Genomic DNA, 17,274 nt, shown 5'->3' with positions numbered 1-17,274 from the left:
CAGCGTTGCTAAAAAGTACTTGATTCGGTAATTTTGTAAAAACACGTTTTATACATGGATGTCTCTTCTAAAACCAGTAATGATATTTCTTTTGAAGATTTCAAAGAACAAATAATAAATGATTACGAAGTTGCTTTTTTGAGCAGAACGTGTAGTTTGCTGGGAAGAAAAGAAGTCTTGACCGGTAAGGCCAAGTTCGGCATTTTCGGGGATGGTAAAGAACTACCGCAACTAGCCATGGCTCGTTCATTCAAGAATGGTGATTTTAGAAGCGGGTACTATAGAGACCAAACCTTTATGATGGCCTTGGGCCTACTGCAGCCTAAAGAATTTTTTCACGCGCTATATGCCACTACGGATATTGAAAAGGAACCTATGAGTGCAGGAAGGCAAATGGGGGGTCACTTTTTGACACATAGTCTAAATGCGGACGGCAGCTGGAAAGATTTAACAAAACAAAAAAACAGTAGCGGCGACATCTCATGTACCGCCGGGCAAATGCCTAGATTATTAGGACTGGCACAAGCATCTAAAGTATATAGGAACCAAGAAGGTCTAGACAGTGCAAAATTTTCAATAAACGGAAATGAAATTGCCTGGGGCACCATAGGTAACGCAAGTACTAGTGAAGGCATGTTTTTTGAAACCATAAATGCCGCCGGTGTTTTACAGGTGCCAATGGTCATTAGCATTTGGGATGATGAATACGGCATTTCCGTACCTGCAAAATTTCATACCACCAAAGAAAACATTTCAGAAATTCTATCCGGTTTTCAAAGAACCGAAAAAGAAAAAGGTTATGAAATCTTAAGAGTAAACGGCTGGGATTACACTGCATTGATGCATGCCTATGAAAACGCTGCGGATATTGCCAGACAAGAGCATGTTCCGGTAATTATTCACGTAAACGAACTAACACAGCCACAGGGCCACTCTACATCCGGTTCCCATGAGCGTTACAAAGATAATGAAAGGCTAGAATGGGAACGTGACCATGATTGCAACAAACGTTTTAAGGAGTGGATTTTAGAATCGGGCATAGCCACATCAGAAGAATTGGAATCCATTGAAAAAAGAATTAAACGTACCGTTAGAGAAGCTAAAAAACAGGCTTGGGACGAGTATTTGAAAGATAACCTATCAAACAAAACGCTATTGCTGAATTTGATAGAAAAAGCGGCTTCTAAAAGCCCTAACAAAAACTTTTTAAATAAATTAAAAAATGATTTAATCGCAACTGAAGAGCCAATTAGAAAAGATTTGGCTATATCAGCAAGAAAATCATTGCGCTATCTTCTTGGGGAACATACGCAGGAGAAACAGGATTTAATTAATTGGACCAACAATTTTCTAGAAGAATCTCAATTTAAGTACAGCTCTCACTTATATAGCGAAAATGACAATAAGGCCACAAATATAACGGGTATAACTCCGGAATATAATGATGATGAAGAACTTGTGGACGGCAGGGTAATTCTTAGGGATAATTTTGACAAACTATTTGAGAAATACCCCAACACATTGATCTTTGGTGAAGACACAGGAGCAATTGGCGATGTTAACCAAGGTCTTGAGGGCATGCAAGAGAAATATGGCAAAATACGTATTGCAGATACCGGCATACGAGAAACTACCATAATTGGCCAAGGTATAGGTATGGCATTAAGAGGACTTAGGCCTATTGCCGAAATACAGTATCTGGATTATATTTTTTATGCGTTATCTACCCTTACCGATGATTTGGCCACCTTGTTATATAGAACTGCCGGAAAGCAAAAAGCTCCTTTAATTATTAGAACCAGGGGCCACAGGCTAGAAGGTATATGGCATTCTGGATCAGAAATGGGCGGATTGATACATTTACTAAGGGGCATGTACATTTTAGCACCTAGAAACATGACGCAGGCTGCCGGTTTTTACAATACACTTTTAAAAAGTGATGAGCCTGCATTGGTTATTGAAAGTTTAAACGGTTATAGACTAAAAGAGAAGAAACCAAAAAACCTAGGTGAATTTTGCACACCTATCGGTAAGGTTGAAACAATGAAAGAAGGCAAAGACATCACATTAGTTTCCTATGGCTCTACGCTACGTATTGTAGAAAAGGCCGCTAAAGAACTAATTGAGGTGGGTATTGATGCCGAAGTTATAGATGCGCAAACATTATTACCGTTTGACATTGAAATGGAGGTTTTGGAAAGTGTTAAGAAAACCAACCGTTTGTTGGTTATTGATGAAGATGTACCTGGAGGATGTTCTGCTTATCTTCTAAATGAAATTTTAGAAAAACAAGGTGCATTCAAATATTTGGATAGTACGCCACAAACTTTAAGTGCAAAAGCGCACAGACCGGCATATGGTACCGATGGCGACTATTTTTCAAAGCCTAACAGAGAGGATATTTTTGAAAAGGTTTATGCGATCATGCATGAAGTTAGACCGAACGATTATCCTAAATTGAGATAAGTAAAACATGAAGTTTTAGTAAGAAAAAATCCCATATACACTGGGATTTTTTTTATGCCCTAGAATTTCAAATCAATAAAAGAAAATTTTTATTTTTTATAGAAGGATCTTTAACTACTTGAAAATTAAGCTACCGTTGTCATTTATTGTTTCAAAATTTAAAATCAGTCAAATACGATTACTCATTAATTTCAATAAAACAAAAAAAAATCGATACTTTTAAGGGAAATATTGTATGACATGAAAAATACTTTACTAAAAGATATCGGCTTGGCATTTTTTAGAATTGCAATATCTGCCATGATGTTAACGCATGGTCTTCCTAAATTTCAAAAATTGATTTCTGGAGATTTTCAATTCTCAGACCCCTTCGGTATTGGAGAGGCACCATCACTATTCTTAGCTGTAATAGGTGAATTCATTTGTCCTATACTTATAATTCTAGGTTTTAAATCACGTTTAGCGGCAATACCGGCAGCCATAACTATGGCGGTCGCGGCATTTGTTGCCCATGGTGCGGATGATTTTAGCACAAAAGAAAAAGCGTTGTTTTACCTGGTAGCATTTATTACCATTTCATTAGTTGGTCCGGGTAAATTCGCAATCGATAAAAAATAATCGCTTAAAGCAAATCTATACACTAATGCATCTAATTTATTTCCGTTGAAATTTAAATGTCCAATTATTGTCATTTAGTTAAATAGCCGGTTACTACACAATTTTATAAAGCAATTCTTTTAATAAATCTGCCTCTTTCATAGGCGTAGCCCCTACTCCTTTGCCTTTTAAATCCATTTCACGCAGACTGGAGATAATACCGCTTACTTTCCTCATTGGGTAATTTCTAGCTGCTGTTTGTATTTCGCTTACGAAATAAGGATTAATACGCAAAGCACTTGCCACATTTTTAGGAGAATGATCAGCAAGCCCATGGTATTGCAATAACTGCGTAAAAAATGAATGCAATAAGGTTATTGTTAATATAAACGGATTGTCTTTTGGATTTTGGGCAAAATAATTAATGATTTTGGTAGCCTTGACGATATCCCTGTCACCAATGGCCCGTTTTAACTCAAAATTATTATAGTCCTTACTAATGCCAATATGTTCTTCAATATGCACAGGGTTAATCTCGGTCTGTTTCGGTAAAACTAATTTTAGCTTGTCTAGCTCTTTGCTAATTTTACCCAGATCTGTACCCAAATATTCTACCAACAAAAGCGCTGCTTTATGAGATATGGTATAGCCACGGCTTACTAAATGCTTTCTGATCCAGTCACTTACCTGATTCTCATATAATTTCTTACTTTCAAAAACTACACCGTTCTTTTTTATGATCTTATGCAGTTTTTTTCGCTTATCTAATTTTTTGTACTTATAACATATGACCAATACCGTAGATTGCTGAGGGTTTTCCGCATATGCACAAAGGTTTTCAATGGTACGGGATAAGTGCTGCGCCTCTTTTACGATTACTACTTGATGTTCGGCCATCATAGGGTAACGTTTGGCATTACCTACAATGTCTTCAATAGACACATCTCTACCATACAATACCATTTGGTTGAACCCTTTTTCATCTTCGGTCAACACATTGTTACTTATAAAATCTGAAATCTTGTCAATAAAATAAGCTTCTTCCCCATACAGGAAATAAATAGGACTTATTTGTCCTTTCTTAATTGTATTGACTATTTGTACAGCTTCATCCATTCAGAAAAAATCATCAACTTTGTATAATGCAGCCACTAAATTTTCCTAACTACACTTTCAGGGTCAAAAATAGCGAAAATAGAACCTTGATTTTTGACGTTATACGTAAAAAATTTTTGGTACTCACACCAGAAGAATGGGTTCGGCAGCATGTAGTTCAATATCTAGTACAAGAAAAAAAATATCCGCTTAGCCATATTAATGTTGAAAAACAGATAACCCTAAACGGTTTAAAAAAAAGATATGACGTAGTGGTGTTTAAACCAAACGGTCAGCTACACATACTTGTAGAATGTAAAGCTCCAGAAGTTTCTATATCCCAAATGACATTTGATCAAATAGCACAATACAACTTTAAGTTGAACGCTTCTTATTTAATGGTTACTAACGGACTCTCACATTACTACTGCCAAACGGACCTAATTGCTGAAAAATATGAATTTATGAAGGAAATTCCTGATTTTAGCCGTTAATTTGCGATCGTTTTGAAGATAGCTGTAGTCATATTAAACTGGAATGGTGAAGTACTTTTAGAAAGGTACCTACCTTCTGTCATCAATTATTCCGCTGATGCAGATATATACGTTGCGGACAATGCATCAACCGATGGTTCTGTTTCGTTTATTAAAAATACCTACCCCACTGTTAAGATTATTCAGAATTCTGTAAATGGAGGTTTTACCAAAGGCTATAATGATGCCCTAAAACATGTGGATGCAGATATTTTTTGCTTGTTGAATTCAGATGTAGAAGTTTCGCCCAATTGGTTAGCACCTATAAAAGAAACCTTTGAAAAAGTGCCAGAAGCTGCAATTATACAACCCAAAATTCTTGATTTACTTAAAAAAGATCATTTTGAGTATGCAGGTGCAGCCGGTGGTTTTATTGACCAACTTGGCTACCCTTTCTGCAGAGGCAGGGTATTTCAAACCTTAGAAAAGGATAATGGCCAGTATGATGATATTAGGGAAATATTTTGGGCAACCGGAGCCTGTATGTTTATTAAAAAAAATGTATTCAAGGAGTTGAACGGTTTTGACGAGGACTATTTTGCGCACCAAGAAGAAGTAGATTTATGTTGGCGCGCAAAAAACCATGGGTACAAAATATTGTATGTAGGCACTTCCCATATCTTTCATTTAGGCGGTTCTACGTTAAGCAACATGAACCCCAAAAAAACATATTTAAATTTCAGAAACACACTGTTCTCCATTACAAAAAACTTGCCCAGAAGAAAAGCCTTTATTATTATCTTCTTAAGATTACTGTTAGATGGGATAGCGGCAATTCGATTTCTTTTTCAGTTAAGATTTAAACACTTTTTCGCTATTTTTAGAGCACATTTAAGCTTTTACAGACAGTTTAGAAAAATGTATAAGAAAAGAGAAAAAACGCAGTTTCTCAGAAAATACTATGCTACGAAGTCCATTGTATGGTCTTACTTCGTACATAGAATAAGTAATTTTAACATTTTAGTAAAAGATTAACTAACAACACATATAAGTGACTTTGTAATTATATAATTTTGAAGTCGCTTAGATGCGAAAAATAGAGTAAACCACTTAAATAAGTATAATAGAATAAAATTATGAAAAAAGTATTATTAGGATGTCTTGGAGTAACCCTTTTACTTTCATCTTGTGTATCTTCAAAGAAGTACGCAGATCTTGAAGCTAAACACAAAAATGCACAGGATTTATTGAATTCAGCTACGGTTAAATTGAATGATTGCTTAGAAGAAAAAGCAACGGCTTCATCTAGACTTCAAACATTAGAAGATCAAAATGCATTTTTAAAGGCCAACAATCAAGAGTTGATCAATAATATGGGCAACTTAACCACTTTAACTACAAAAGGTGCGGAGAATTTAGAGAAATCTTTAGAAAGCTTACAAGAAAAAGATTTAACTATACGCAAGTTGAACGACGCCATAACCCGTAGAGATTCCGTAAACCTTTCTTTAGTGCAAAGTTTAAAAGGTGTTTTAGGAAATATGGATGATGAGGATATTGAAATCAGCGTTGAAAAAGGTGTTGTTTTCGTTTCTATTTCTGATAAATTGTTATTTAGCAGTGGTAGCTACAATGTAACAAGAAGAGCTAAAGAAGTGCTTGGTAAAGTAGCCAAAGTAGTAAACAACAAGCCTGATTTTGAATTTATGGTAGAAGGCCACACTGATGACGTTCCTTACAGAGGTAACGGTTCTTTGTTGGATAACTGGGATTTAAGTGTTAAACGTGCTACTGCGGTTGTACGTATTTTACAAAATGATTTCAACGTAGACCCTAAGCGTATGACTGCTGCAGGTAGAGCAGAATATGTACCGGTCTCTACTACTGAAAAGTCTAAAAACAGAAGAACACGTATTGTAGTTCTTCCAAAAATCGATCAATTCTACAGCATGATCGAAGAAGGAATGAAAGATCCTGCAATCAACAAATAATTGTAGATAGATTATAAAATTAAAGCGGCTCAATTGAGCCGCTTTTTTTTATGCTTAAACTAACAAAATATCTATTTAAATAATATCAAGACTACCTTTACCTTCACGTACAACTTCTGGCAGCCCTCCGGTAGACACATCTATTATAGTTGACCCTACATTACCACCGTATCCTCCATCAATTACTACATCTACAAGGTTATTCCATTTCTCATAAATTAATTCTGGATCGGTCGTATATTCAAGAACATCATCTTCATCTCTAATAGAAGTTGAAACAATTGGATTTCCCAGTTCTTGCACCAAAGCTTTTATAATACTGTTATCCGGCACACGAATACCCACCGTCTTTTTCTTTTTAAACTCCTTAGGCAGATTATTGTTTCCTGGTAAAATAAAAGTATAGGGGCCAGGTAATGCCCTTTTCAATATTTTAAATGTAGCAGTATCAATTTGTCGAACATAATCAGATAGATTACTCAAATCCGTACATATAAAAGACCAATTGGCTTTTGCCAGTTTAATTCCCTTAATACGCGCAATTTTTTCCAGTGCCTTAGTATTGGTAATATCACATCCCAAACCATAGACCGTATCAGTAGGATAAATAACCAAACCACCTTTACGCAGTACTTCCACTACCCTTTTTATTTCCTTAGGATTAGGATTCTCTTCGTATATTTTTATGAATTCTGCCATAACGTAAAGATTTTTAATAACTATATTAAGTAAATATTACATCATAACTACCCAATTACTTCTAATTTGGCGAAACGTAGCAATAGTTTTTTAATATCTCCTTTATCAAATAATATTTCTGCCTTTCTATCATTACCGGCACCTTCAATCTTAACAACCTTACCGCGACCAAAGCGCGTATGGTTAATCAATGAACCTACAGTAAGGTTTGGATCTATTTTATTGGTATTACCAACAGGCTCAGACAACTGTGGCTTTAATTTTCGTAATTTTTTAAGCTGTCCTGAATTGGGCTGGCCTACCATTGGCGGGGTACCCCTTTTAGGCTTTTCTTGACGTAATCTACTTTTATCTACCTCACCGAATATATCGGCATTTATAAGGGATTTATAACGGTACCCACCGTCTATAGGCGTAAGGTTCTCTACATATTTCTCATCTATCTCCTCTAAAAAACGACTGGGCTCTGCATCTATTAACTTACCCCAACGGTATCTATTTTGCGTATACGTTAAATACGCTTGTTTCTCCGCTCTAGTTAAAGCAACATAGAACAATCTTCGCTCTTCTTCCAACTCACTACGCGTGCTCATACTCATTCCGGAAGGAAACAAATCTTCTTCCATCCCTACAATATATACGTAAGGGAACTCTAATCCCTTTGCCAAATGAATGGTCATTAAGGCAACCCTATCATCATCACCAGTATCATTGTCCAAATCAGTAGCAAGGGCTACATCTTCTAAAAATTCACTAATGTTACCGGTAGCTTCATCAATTTCCTGCTGCCCTTCAACAAAATCTTTTATACCATTTAAAAGTTCTTCTATATTCTCCATTTTACCGATTCCTTCTGGAGTTCCGTCTTTCTTAAATTCTAAAAGAACACCGGTTTTTTTGGCTACATGTTCAGATAACGTAAAGGCATCCGTAGTTTCGTTCATGACCTGAAAACTCTTGATCATGTTAACAAAGTCCGTAAGTTTACGCTTGGTACCCGCATTAATTTTTAAGTCTATACGGTCTATATTTTCCATTACCTCGAAAATGGATCGGTTGTAATGATTTGCAGCTACCACCAACCTATCTAATGTGGTACCGCCAATTCCCCTGGCAGGAAAATTAATCACCCTTTTTAAAGCTTCTTCATCTTTTGGGTTGATCACTAGGCGCAAATATGACAAAACATCTTTAATCTCTTTACGCTGGTAAAATGACAATCCGCCATAAATACGATACGGAATATCCCTCTTACGCAAGGCATCTTCAATTGCCCTAGATTGGGAGTTTGTTCTATATAATACGCAAAATTGACCATTTTTCATTTGCTGCTGCATTCTGTGCTCCCAAATAGAATTTGCTACAAATCTACCTTCTTCGGCATCAGTAGTACTTCTATGAATTTTAATTGAAGGCCCATCATCATTATCGGTCCAAACTACTTTCTCGATTTGATTTTGATTTTTTCCAATGATAGAATTTGCCGCATTTACGATATTTCTGGTAGAACGGTAATTCTGCTCTAAACGGTACATACCTACATTATCATAATCTTTTTGAAAGTTCAGAATATTGCTAATGTTAGCACCCCTAAAAGAATAAATACTCTGTGCATCATCACCTACAACACATATATTTTGAAAACGATCGGCCAATGCTTTTACGATCAAGTATTGGGAATGGTTGGTATCTTGATACTCATCTACCAGTATATACCTAAACCTATCTTGATATTTTGCCAACACTTCTGGGTGGCGTGTTAAAAGCTCGTTGGTACGCAATAACAAATCATCAAAATCCATTGCCCCTGCCTTAAAACATCGATCCACATAATTCTCGTAAATGTCGCCAGTTCGTGGTTTTTTGGCCATTGCATCCTGTTCTACCAAATCCGGATCATTACGATAGGCCTTTACGGTAATCAAGCTATTTTTAAATGATGATATCCTATTTTGAATCTGTTTGTATTTATAAATATCCTTGTCCAACCCCATTTCCTTAATAATAGAGGCAATAAGTCTTTGCGAATCTTGTGTATCATAAATAGTAAAATTGGCAGGGTAGCCCAACTTGTTACCGTCTATACGTAAAAGCTTTGCAAATACGGAGTGAAAGGTACCCATCCACAGATTTTTTGCTTCGCTGGCACCAACTATATGTGCTATACGTTCCTTCATTTCCCGTGCCGCCTTATTAGTAAAGGTCAAGGCCAGAATATTAAAAGAATCTACTCCCTGCGCCATCAGGTATGCAATTCTATACGTTAATACACGTGTTTTACCAGACCCTGCCCCGGCAATAACCATTAAAGGTCCGTCTTTATGCAAAACGGGAGCTTTTTGGGCATCGTTCAATTCATCTATAAATGAGCTCAAATTTTCTTTTTTTTAGTGACGTAAATTTAGCCATAAATGAGGGATAGTAAAAGTGAAGTGTTTTAGTTTTGTAAACAATAAATGGTATTTCTTTTCATTTTGAATATATTTAAACTTTAATTCTTGCATAGAGATTACGGTTGTTAACGTTCTTATGCCATAATGATCAACAAAAAACACAGAGAACAAACAAATATTAAATATTGATTATGAAAAAACTAGGCTTATTGGTTCTCGTACTTTTCGGTTATACCGTACAGGCACAAGGTCCAAATCTTGAAAAAGACTACAAAGCAATTGAAAGCAAAGTAGTTGACTGGAGAAGGGAAATACATCAGAATCCAGAACTGGGTAATCGCGAATTTAAGACTGCGGAAAAAATTGCAAAACACCTAAAATCTTTGGGAATAGAGGTTGAAACCGGTGTTGCGCACACAGGTGTAGTAGGTCTTTTAAAAGGTGATCAACCAGGTAAGGTAGTGGCGTTAAGAGCGGATATTGATGCGTTACCCGTTACAGAACGTAACGACCTACCATATAAATCTAATGTCACTTCAGAATTTATGGGCGAAAAAGTAGGTGTTATGCATGCCTGTGGGCACGATACGCATACAGCTATATTAATGGGTGTAGCTGAAGTTATGTCTAAAAATAAGGATAAGATCAAAGGAACCGTTAAGTTCATTTTTCAACCAGCAGAAGAAGGACCACCACCAGGAGAAGAAGGCGGTGCACTTTTAATGGTAAAGGAAGGTGTAATGACCAGCCCTAAGGTAGATGCTATTTTTGGCCTTCATATTAATTCACAAACTCCCGTTGGTACCATTCGCTATAAATCTGGCGGAACCATGGCCGCAGCCCAGCAATTTGTTATCAACGTTAAAGGTAAACAATCGCACGGTTCACAACCTTGGTCCGGTGTAGATCCAATATTGATCAGTGCTAAAATTATAGACGGTCTACAAACCATAATCAGTAGAGAAACTGAACTTACCAATGAAGCCGCCGTTATTACCGTAGGTAAAATAAAGAGTGGAGTCCGTTTTAATATTATACCAGAATCTGCAGAAATGATCGGTACTATAAGAACGTTGGATTATGATATGAAAGACAAGCTTAACAAACGTATGGTTGAAATGGTGAGCGATATTGCCAAAGCCTACGGTGGCGAAGCTACATGTGTAATTACAGATGCTACGGATATTACCTATAACAACCCAGAATTGGTAGAACAAATGTTACCGACCATGAAAAGGGTTGCAGGTGAAAACAATGTACTTTTTCAAAAAGCGGTTACAGGTGCAGAAGATTTCTCTTATTTTCAGAGAGAAGCACCAGGATTTTTCTTCTTCCTAGGAGGAATGACACCTGGTACAACAGAATCATTTCCACACCACACGCCCGATTTTCTGATCGATGATAGCGGGTTATTGTTAGGTGTCCGCACACTAACAGAAATGAGCATAGATTTTTTAAACAGTGACCAAACACCTGTTTTAGATATTAAACCAAAAGGATAATTTTTGATGAACGATTTTTTAAATGCCATTCCAAGTCTACCATGGTGGACTTGGATTTTTTTGTTTCTTTTCATTGTCGCTATTTATGATGTTTTCATACAAAAACGCCATACCATTAAACATAACTTTCCGGTTGTAGGGCATTTAAGATATTGGTTAGAAAGTATTGGTCCTGAAATGCGTCAATATTTTGTAGCCAATAATAGAGAAGAACTTCCTTTTAATAGAATAGAAAGAGGTTGGATCTATGCATCTGCAAAAAAAGAAAACAATTATGAAGGTTTTGGATCTGACCGGGACTTATATGCCCACCAGCATATTTTCATTAAAAATAGGATGATAGGCTATCAAGTACCTTCCGATCACCCTAACAAGACCGAGCCCAACTTTATACCATGTGCAAAAGTTATGGGTTCGTACAATAATCGTCGTAAGCCCTTTAGACCGGGAAGTATCGTAAATGTTTCCGCCATGAGTTTTGGTTCTTTATCCGCCGCCGCGGTAGAAGCAATGAACAAGGGAGTACAAAAATCAGGAGCTTATCATAATACCGGTGAAGGCGGTCTATCTCCTTATCACAAGCATGGCGGTGATATTGTTTTTCACTTTGGCACCGGTTATTTTGGTGTAAGAACAGAAGACGGCAATTTCTCTATGGAGAAAATGAAAAAACTGGTAGCTGACAATCCATGTATCAAAGCAATTGAGATTAAACTTTCCCAAGGCGCCAAACCAGGAAAAGGCGGGGTTTTACCAGGTGCCAAAATAACCCCGGAACTTGCAGAGATCAGAGGTGTTGAAGTAGGCAAGGATGTCTTATCGCCAGCAACACACAAGGCATTTTCAAATGTGCCAGAGCTTTTGGCACTAATTGAGGACATTGCCTATGAAACAGGCTTACCTGTAGGGATCAAAGGTGCTATAGGAAAATTAGATCAATGGGAAGAACTGGCCGATCTAATGCTTAAGACAGGAAAAGGACCTGATTTTATCACTGTAGATGGTGGCGAAGGTGGTACAGGTGCCGCTCCCCCATCATTTGCAGACCATGTTTCTTTACCTTGGGTATACGGTTTTTCTAGTTTATATAGGGTTTTCTTGAACAGAAAACTTACGGAACGTATTGTTTTCATTGGCTCTGGCAAATTAGGCTTTCCGGCAAAAGCGGCCATGGCCTTCGCTATGGGTGTAGATTGTATTAATGTTGCCCGTGAGGCTATGATGAGTATTGGTTGTATTCAGGCACAAGTTTGCCATAACAACACATGCCCAACCGGTATTGCCACGCAAAGCAAATGGTTACAAAAAGGCATAAACGTACCATTAAAATCAGATAGACTGGCACAGTATTTTAATACATTCAGAAAAGAACTATTAGAGATAACCCATGCTGCAGGCTATGAACATCCTAGTCAATTTACTATGGACGATGTTCAAGTAAACGTAGATGACAACGACCTAAACAAAAGCTTAGCTTCTACGTACGGTTACAATAAAGCAAAAGTACCCTTCACGGGAGTACAAGATTTAAAAGACTGTTCGTATCTTGGCGGCAAAATTTAGATTAACCTATTCAATGCATATTACTATGAAACGATTTTTTATATGTTCGGTTTTAATCCTTTTAGGATTAAATACAATTCAAGCCCAGAAAAAAAGTGAACTGATCGAACAAAATCAAGATTTAAAATTTAAACTGGATTCCATTTCAAAAATGGTGAGCACCTCTCAACGCAATGAGAAATTGGCAAATCAACGTTCAGATGAATATCAATCTCAAGTTACAGAACTGCAAGATGCCAATGCAACTTTAATGAAAAACTTAAATAGTTTTGCAGCATTATCCAGTCAAAATTCAGAGAATATCAATAAAACCTTAGCAACATTAGAACGCAAGGAAAAACAGTTAAAAGGTATTACCGATGCTGTTGCCAGTAATGATTCTACCGCTGTTGTCATTTTAACAAATGCAAAGCAAGTCTTAGGGGAAAACGCTAAAGTTGGTGTTACAGATGGATCAGTAATAATTTCAGAAAAATTAGATTTTTTCTTTACCGACGGTGTAGGTATCAATGTTTCCAACGAATCTAGAACTTGGATTGAAAATGTTGCCAAAGTAATCAATGCAAACCCTAAAAGTGTTATCACTATTGCAAGTTTGAACATTACGGGCGAAATGAATATTGCATTGCAACAAGCTACGGCAATTGCCAGTATTTTAATCAAGGATTTTGGAGTGAATGGAGAACGGATTATTGCCGTAGGTCAAGATGGTGGCTTGCGCGAATCTCTACAAGTAAAGTTCCAACCAGATTATAAAGCATTTTATGATATGGCCAAGGGAGACATTAAAAATTAAAAACTTGCATTTCATCGATGAAGTACTATACTAATTGAAAAATTTGGACGTTCTTATTTCATAAATATTAACTGATTATAAAATGAACTCTGACCAAATTTTTCAACTATTCGCTTATTTAATACCTTCAGTAGTTACAGGTGCCATAGCCTTCTATTTCTTTAGAATGCATACCAATAATGAAGAAGGCAGAAGACGTTTTCTATTACATAAAGACTCTCAAAAAGATACTTTACCCGTACGTTTACAGGCTTATGAAAGAATGGCCTTATTTTTAGAACGTATTGCCATACCAAGCTTGGTTGTTCGTGTATCACCAATTGGTGATGATAAAAATGCGTATGAAAACTTGCTGATCAAAAGCGTAGAGACCGAATTTGAGCATAACCTTTCTCAGCAAATTTATATGACAGATGAATGCTGGAACGTTATAAAAGCTGCAAAAAGTGCCACCATACAGATGATCAGAAAAGCAGCCATGAGCAATACCGAAACTGCAGATAAATTAAGAGAAGATATCTTAAATGAGACCATGGACAAAACTTCACCATCAGCAACAGCTTTATCCTTTGTTAAAAAGGAAATTGGCGATTTATGGTAGTTGATTAAATAGTCTTTACAAGAATAAAAAAAGCTTTCCATATGGAAAGCTTTTTTCGTTTTATATCATTACCAATGAACTACATTATAATATTTATTCATGTTCATTGGGTTCAATAGGATTCGTTTCTTCATTCTTATTCTTTGCATAAAGGTAACCTCGCTTCCACCACAGTGTCATCTTTGCCTTGTCAAATATTAACGAATTAGTGGTTAAAATTGTAGGTGTATAAAATAAATTGATGATTGCATTTTTTTGATTGGCAACCAATTTTCCTATTCTAATATTTTGATGTTCAATTCGATCTAAAATAAAACTCATCATTGTTGTGATCAGCTCAAAAGGATTACGTGAAGCTACCCTGTTCATGTAGTTGACCTCCGTATGAAGCACAACGACATCTACTTCTGTAGCACCTCTTTTTATTGCTTCTTCTATAGGCACAATACTACCTAAGCCACCATCGGCATACTCGCAGTAGTTTTTACGCACTAAACTCATAAACGGTGTATAGTTGGCCGATATCCAAATCCAATCACAATAATCTTCATAAGTGCAATCTTTAATTGACTTATACTCCACTTGATTTAATGAGAGGTTAGAAACGGTTATGACTACATCAGAATCTCCATTTTTTAAAGTTTCAAATTCTTCAATGGTCAAGCTATTTTCAATAAGTTTACGCAAGTTTTCGCTTTCGCCAAAGGTCTTCTTACCGGTCATGAAGTTTCTGAATACATTCCAATGATTAATTGAAATTTCTTCATTACCACGAATATTTTTTACTAAAAAAGGACAGTTATTAAATATACTTTTCTGATTGACATTAGAATATATTTCTTTAATCTTATCTAGTTTACCTAGTGCTAAATGAGAGATAAGTAGACTACCGGTAGAAGTACCCACAAAAATATCATACTTTCTTCCTTCTTCTTGAATAAGGTATTGTGCAACGCCACCCGCAAAGGCTCCTTTACTACCACCACCAGAAATAACTAATGCTTTCATTATTAATTTAATTTCGTTTTAAGATAACGCAAATCTGACGAATTTAGTTGATTTACAATCTTTTCAATTTCTTTTTTCTGTTCTTGGTCGTTCCACAAGGCATCAAATAGCTTTCTCGCATAATTTCTAAACTGCCAAGAATGATGGTTGGTCGCCTTTATAAGATTAGCATACGCATTTCCATTTAGCGCTTTTATTTCTGAAAGGTATTGAAAAGCTGTTTGTCGTATTTCTGGATTATAAATATCACTGGTATAACTAACAAGTTCTCGATGAAAATATACATTTTCTGTAGGTCTATATTCAGGAGTGAACAATGCTAAAGTTAACCAAAGTAAACGCACATTCTTATTTGGCAAACCAACAAGGTTTTTAGTTTTTTCTAAATAAGTACTTCTATCATAATCAAAACTAGACCAAAGATTATATAGCATTAATTCATTTGTACTATAACTATCATCCAATAACAACGGCTCTGCATACTCTTTTAAAGCCTCAGGAATTACACCCATTTTCTGAGCAGCAAATTGCCGTATTCTTATATCTTCATTAGCAATTAAAGGTATAAGTTCCAATTCAGGAAAATCACCTTTTTGTTGAAGCAATTCTAATTTTAATTCTGTAGCTAATTCTGAATCGTTCAAAATTTTAGGGGAATTAAAATTTTTCTCATCATCATGTTTTAAGACATAAAACATTTTTAATGAAGCGTTATTTTTCATCAAAAAGTGTTTAGCGCGCTCTTCAGGAAAATCTTTTCCTTTCAACCAAACCTCCTTATATTCACTCAAATCTTTTCCACTCGTATCTTCCATCACATCCATGAAATAGGCAACAGTCACATTTTGGAACTTATATTTGTCCAAGTATATTTTTACACCTTCTTTAAAAGCAGATTCTCCTATTTTATCTCTTAAGATAGCCAATGCCCAAGCACCTTTTTCATAAAACGTAAGACTACTAGCTTTGGGGTTCAATAAACTCTCTCCTTCTCCCCTTTCAGATATCTCGTGTAATGTTTTAGCTGTGCCGAATAATTTCCAATAGAAATAATCATCACCAAAAACTTCTTTTTCAGCCAAATAAGCATAATAAGTAGCAAAACCTTCATGTAACCAATGGTGTTCGCTATTCTTTTCCGTAACCAGATTACCAAACCATTGGTGCGCTAATTCATGCGCATTGATATTTACATAATTTCTATCTATAAACGAGGTGGAATCAATAACATAGGCATCTGAGAAAAAAGTTGCGCTTGTATTCTCCATACCTGCATATAAAAAATCATGTACAGGCACCTGTTTATAATCTTGCCAAGGGTATTGTACACCTATTTCATTTTCTAAAAAATCAAATATTTTCTTAGTGTACCTATACGTTGGTTCCACTTTTAGACTATCGTTTGGATAATAATAGTTTTCAATCGTTACTCCGCTTTCAGATTTTAAAACTTGCTTATCATAATTGCCAATAGCAAAAGCCAATAGATAACTGCTCATAGGTTTTTTCATATCAAATAACCAAATAGCATCTTTTTCATCATTATCAGTTTTTAGAAGTAGCTTACCATTGGCAATTACCTGGTATTTTTTAGCGGCTTCAATGGTTAAATCAAATTCAACCTTTTCTTCCATGTCATCAAAACTAGGAAGCCAATGGCTGGTATATTTTCCTTGCCCTTGCGTCCATATTTGTTCATTACCTTCTAAATCATCATCCCAACCAATAAAATAGACTGTTTGTTTCGGCTTGGCTATATACTCGATCATCAGCTTATGTGATTCTCCCGCTTTAAATTTATGTCTTATGGAAATTGTCTTTTCTGTAGCAGTAAAATTTATCTTTTTCCCGTCAAGCTCTACTTTTGAAAAATCCATATTCTTTGCATCAAAAAATACGGAATCAACATTTTGGAAGACATTAAAACGATAGATTACCCCCCCTTTAATCGTTTTTTCTTTAGGCAAAAAACCTAAGTAAACCTTGGCTTTTATAAAATCTACTTTGTCTTGATGTTGCCCAAAAGCATAAAGGGATAAGAATAAAAAAAGGGTGAGAATCAATTTCTTCATACAGTAAACCAAAAAATA

At 35.9% G+C, this 17,274-nt stretch carries 14 protein-coding genes; 9 read left to right on the top strand and 5 right to left on the bottom strand.

From position 1 onward, the window contains the following. Positions 1-54 precede the first annotated feature (54 nt). The gene (locus tag PXC01_RS15920; RefSeq protein WP_276473280.1) at positions 55-2,466 is read left to right on the top strand and encodes an alpha-ketoacid dehydrogenase subunit alpha/beta; all 2,412 of its coding nucleotides are present in this window, start codon (positions 55-57) and stop codon (positions 2,464-2,466) included. A 240-nt stretch (positions 2,467-2,706) separates the two neighbouring features. Beyond that, entirely contained in the window at positions 2,707-3,084 is a 378-nt protein-coding gene (locus PXC01_RS15915) for a DoxX family protein (protein ID WP_276473279.1), read from the top strand. 93 nt (positions 3,085-3,177) lie between these two features. On the opposite strand, the gene holA is transcribed toward PXC01_RS15915, so the two are convergent. Beyond that, positions 3,178-4,179 carry a DNA polymerase III subunit delta gene (gene holA / locus PXC01_RS15910; RefSeq protein WP_276473278.1) on the bottom strand — a complete coding sequence of 334 codons (1,002 nt, stop codon included), beginning with the start codon at positions 4,177-4,179 and terminating at the stop codon, positions 3,178-3,180. Positions 4,180-4,205: 26 nt separating this feature from the next. On the opposite strand from holA, the gene PXC01_RS15905 reads away from it, so the two are divergent. The 3 genes from PXC01_RS15905 (at position 4,206) to PXC01_RS15895 (ending at position 6,622) form a co-directional block, all read left to right on the top strand. Beyond that, entirely contained in the window at positions 4,206-4,652 is a 447-nt protein-coding gene (locus tag PXC01_RS15905) for a type I restriction enzyme HsdR N-terminal domain-containing protein (protein ID WP_276473277.1), read from the top strand. A 12-nt stretch (positions 4,653-4,664) separates the two neighbouring features. Then, positions 4,665-5,666: a glycosyltransferase family 2 protein gene (locus PXC01_RS15900; protein ID WP_276473276.1), complete on the top strand. Its 1,002-nt coding sequence runs from the start codon at positions 4,665-4,667 to the stop codon at positions 5,664-5,666. Positions 5,667-5,767: 101 nt separating this feature from the next. Continuing rightward, positions 5,768-6,622: an OmpA family protein gene (locus tag PXC01_RS15895; protein WP_276473275.1), complete on the top strand. Its 855-nt coding sequence runs from the start codon at positions 5,768-5,770 to the stop codon at positions 6,620-6,622. A 75-nt stretch (positions 6,623-6,697) separates the two neighbouring features. On the opposite strand, the gene PXC01_RS15890 is transcribed toward PXC01_RS15895, so the two are convergent. Together PXC01_RS15890 and PXC01_RS15885 are read right to left on the bottom strand one after the other, a co-directional pair. Next, entirely contained in the window at positions 6,698-7,321 is a 624-nt protein-coding gene (locus tag PXC01_RS15890; protein ID WP_276473274.1) for an L-threonylcarbamoyladenylate synthase, read from the bottom strand. A gap of 47 nt (positions 7,322-7,368) precedes the next feature. After that, positions 7,369-9,696 (bottom strand): ATP-dependent helicase, encoded by a 2,328-nt coding sequence (locus tag PXC01_RS15885; RefSeq protein ID WP_276473273.1) that lies wholly within the window; start codon positions 9,694-9,696, stop codon positions 7,369-7,371. Between the two features lie 209 nt (positions 9,697-9,905). Here PXC01_RS15885 and PXC01_RS15880 point away from each other — a divergent pair, with 209 nt between their 5' ends. The 4 genes from PXC01_RS15880 (at position 9,906) to PXC01_RS15865 (ending at position 14,176) form a co-directional block, all read left to right on the top strand. Further along, on the top strand, positions 9,906-11,216 hold the full coding sequence (locus PXC01_RS15880) for an amidohydrolase (protein WP_276473272.1): 1,311 nt from the start codon (positions 9,906-9,908) through the stop codon (positions 11,214-11,216). A gap of 6 nt (positions 11,217-11,222) precedes the next feature. Then, positions 11,223-12,779, top strand: coding sequence for an FMN-binding glutamate synthase family protein (locus PXC01_RS15875; protein ID WP_276473271.1), 1,557 nt, complete (start codon positions 11,223-11,225; stop codon positions 12,777-12,779). Between the two features lie 25 nt (positions 12,780-12,804). Next, the gene (locus tag PXC01_RS15870; protein WP_276473270.1) at positions 12,805-13,575 is read left to right on the top strand and encodes a hypothetical protein; all 771 of its coding nucleotides are present in this window, start codon (positions 12,805-12,807) and stop codon (positions 13,573-13,575) included. Positions 13,576-13,657: 82 nt separating this feature from the next. After that, positions 13,658-14,176 (top strand): DUF7935 family protein, encoded by a 519-nt coding sequence (locus PXC01_RS15865; protein ID WP_276473269.1) that lies wholly within the window; start codon positions 13,658-13,660, stop codon positions 14,174-14,176. Between the two features lie 93 nt (positions 14,177-14,269). Here the strand turns inward: PXC01_RS15865 and PXC01_RS15860 are convergent, their stop codons facing one another. Beyond that, positions 14,270-15,184, bottom strand: a complete 915-nt coding sequence (locus tag PXC01_RS15860; protein WP_036153933.1) for a patatin-like phospholipase family protein — start codon at positions 15,182-15,184, stop codon at positions 14,270-14,272. Positions 15,185-15,186: 2 nt separating this feature from the next. After that, positions 15,187-17,256: a M1 family metallopeptidase gene (locus tag PXC01_RS15855; protein WP_276473268.1), complete on the bottom strand. Its 2,070-nt coding sequence runs from the start codon at positions 17,254-17,256 to the stop codon at positions 15,187-15,189. Between the last annotated feature and the right edge of the window lie 18 nt (positions 17,257-17,274).

This window comes from Maribacter huludaoensis (genome assembly GCF_029350945.1).
Lineage (GTDB): Bacteria > Bacteroidota > Bacteroidia > Flavobacteriales > Flavobacteriaceae > Maribacter > Maribacter huludaoensis.
Note: the sequence above shows the minus strand (reverse complement) of the source record. Positions and strands in the feature narration are given on the sequence as shown.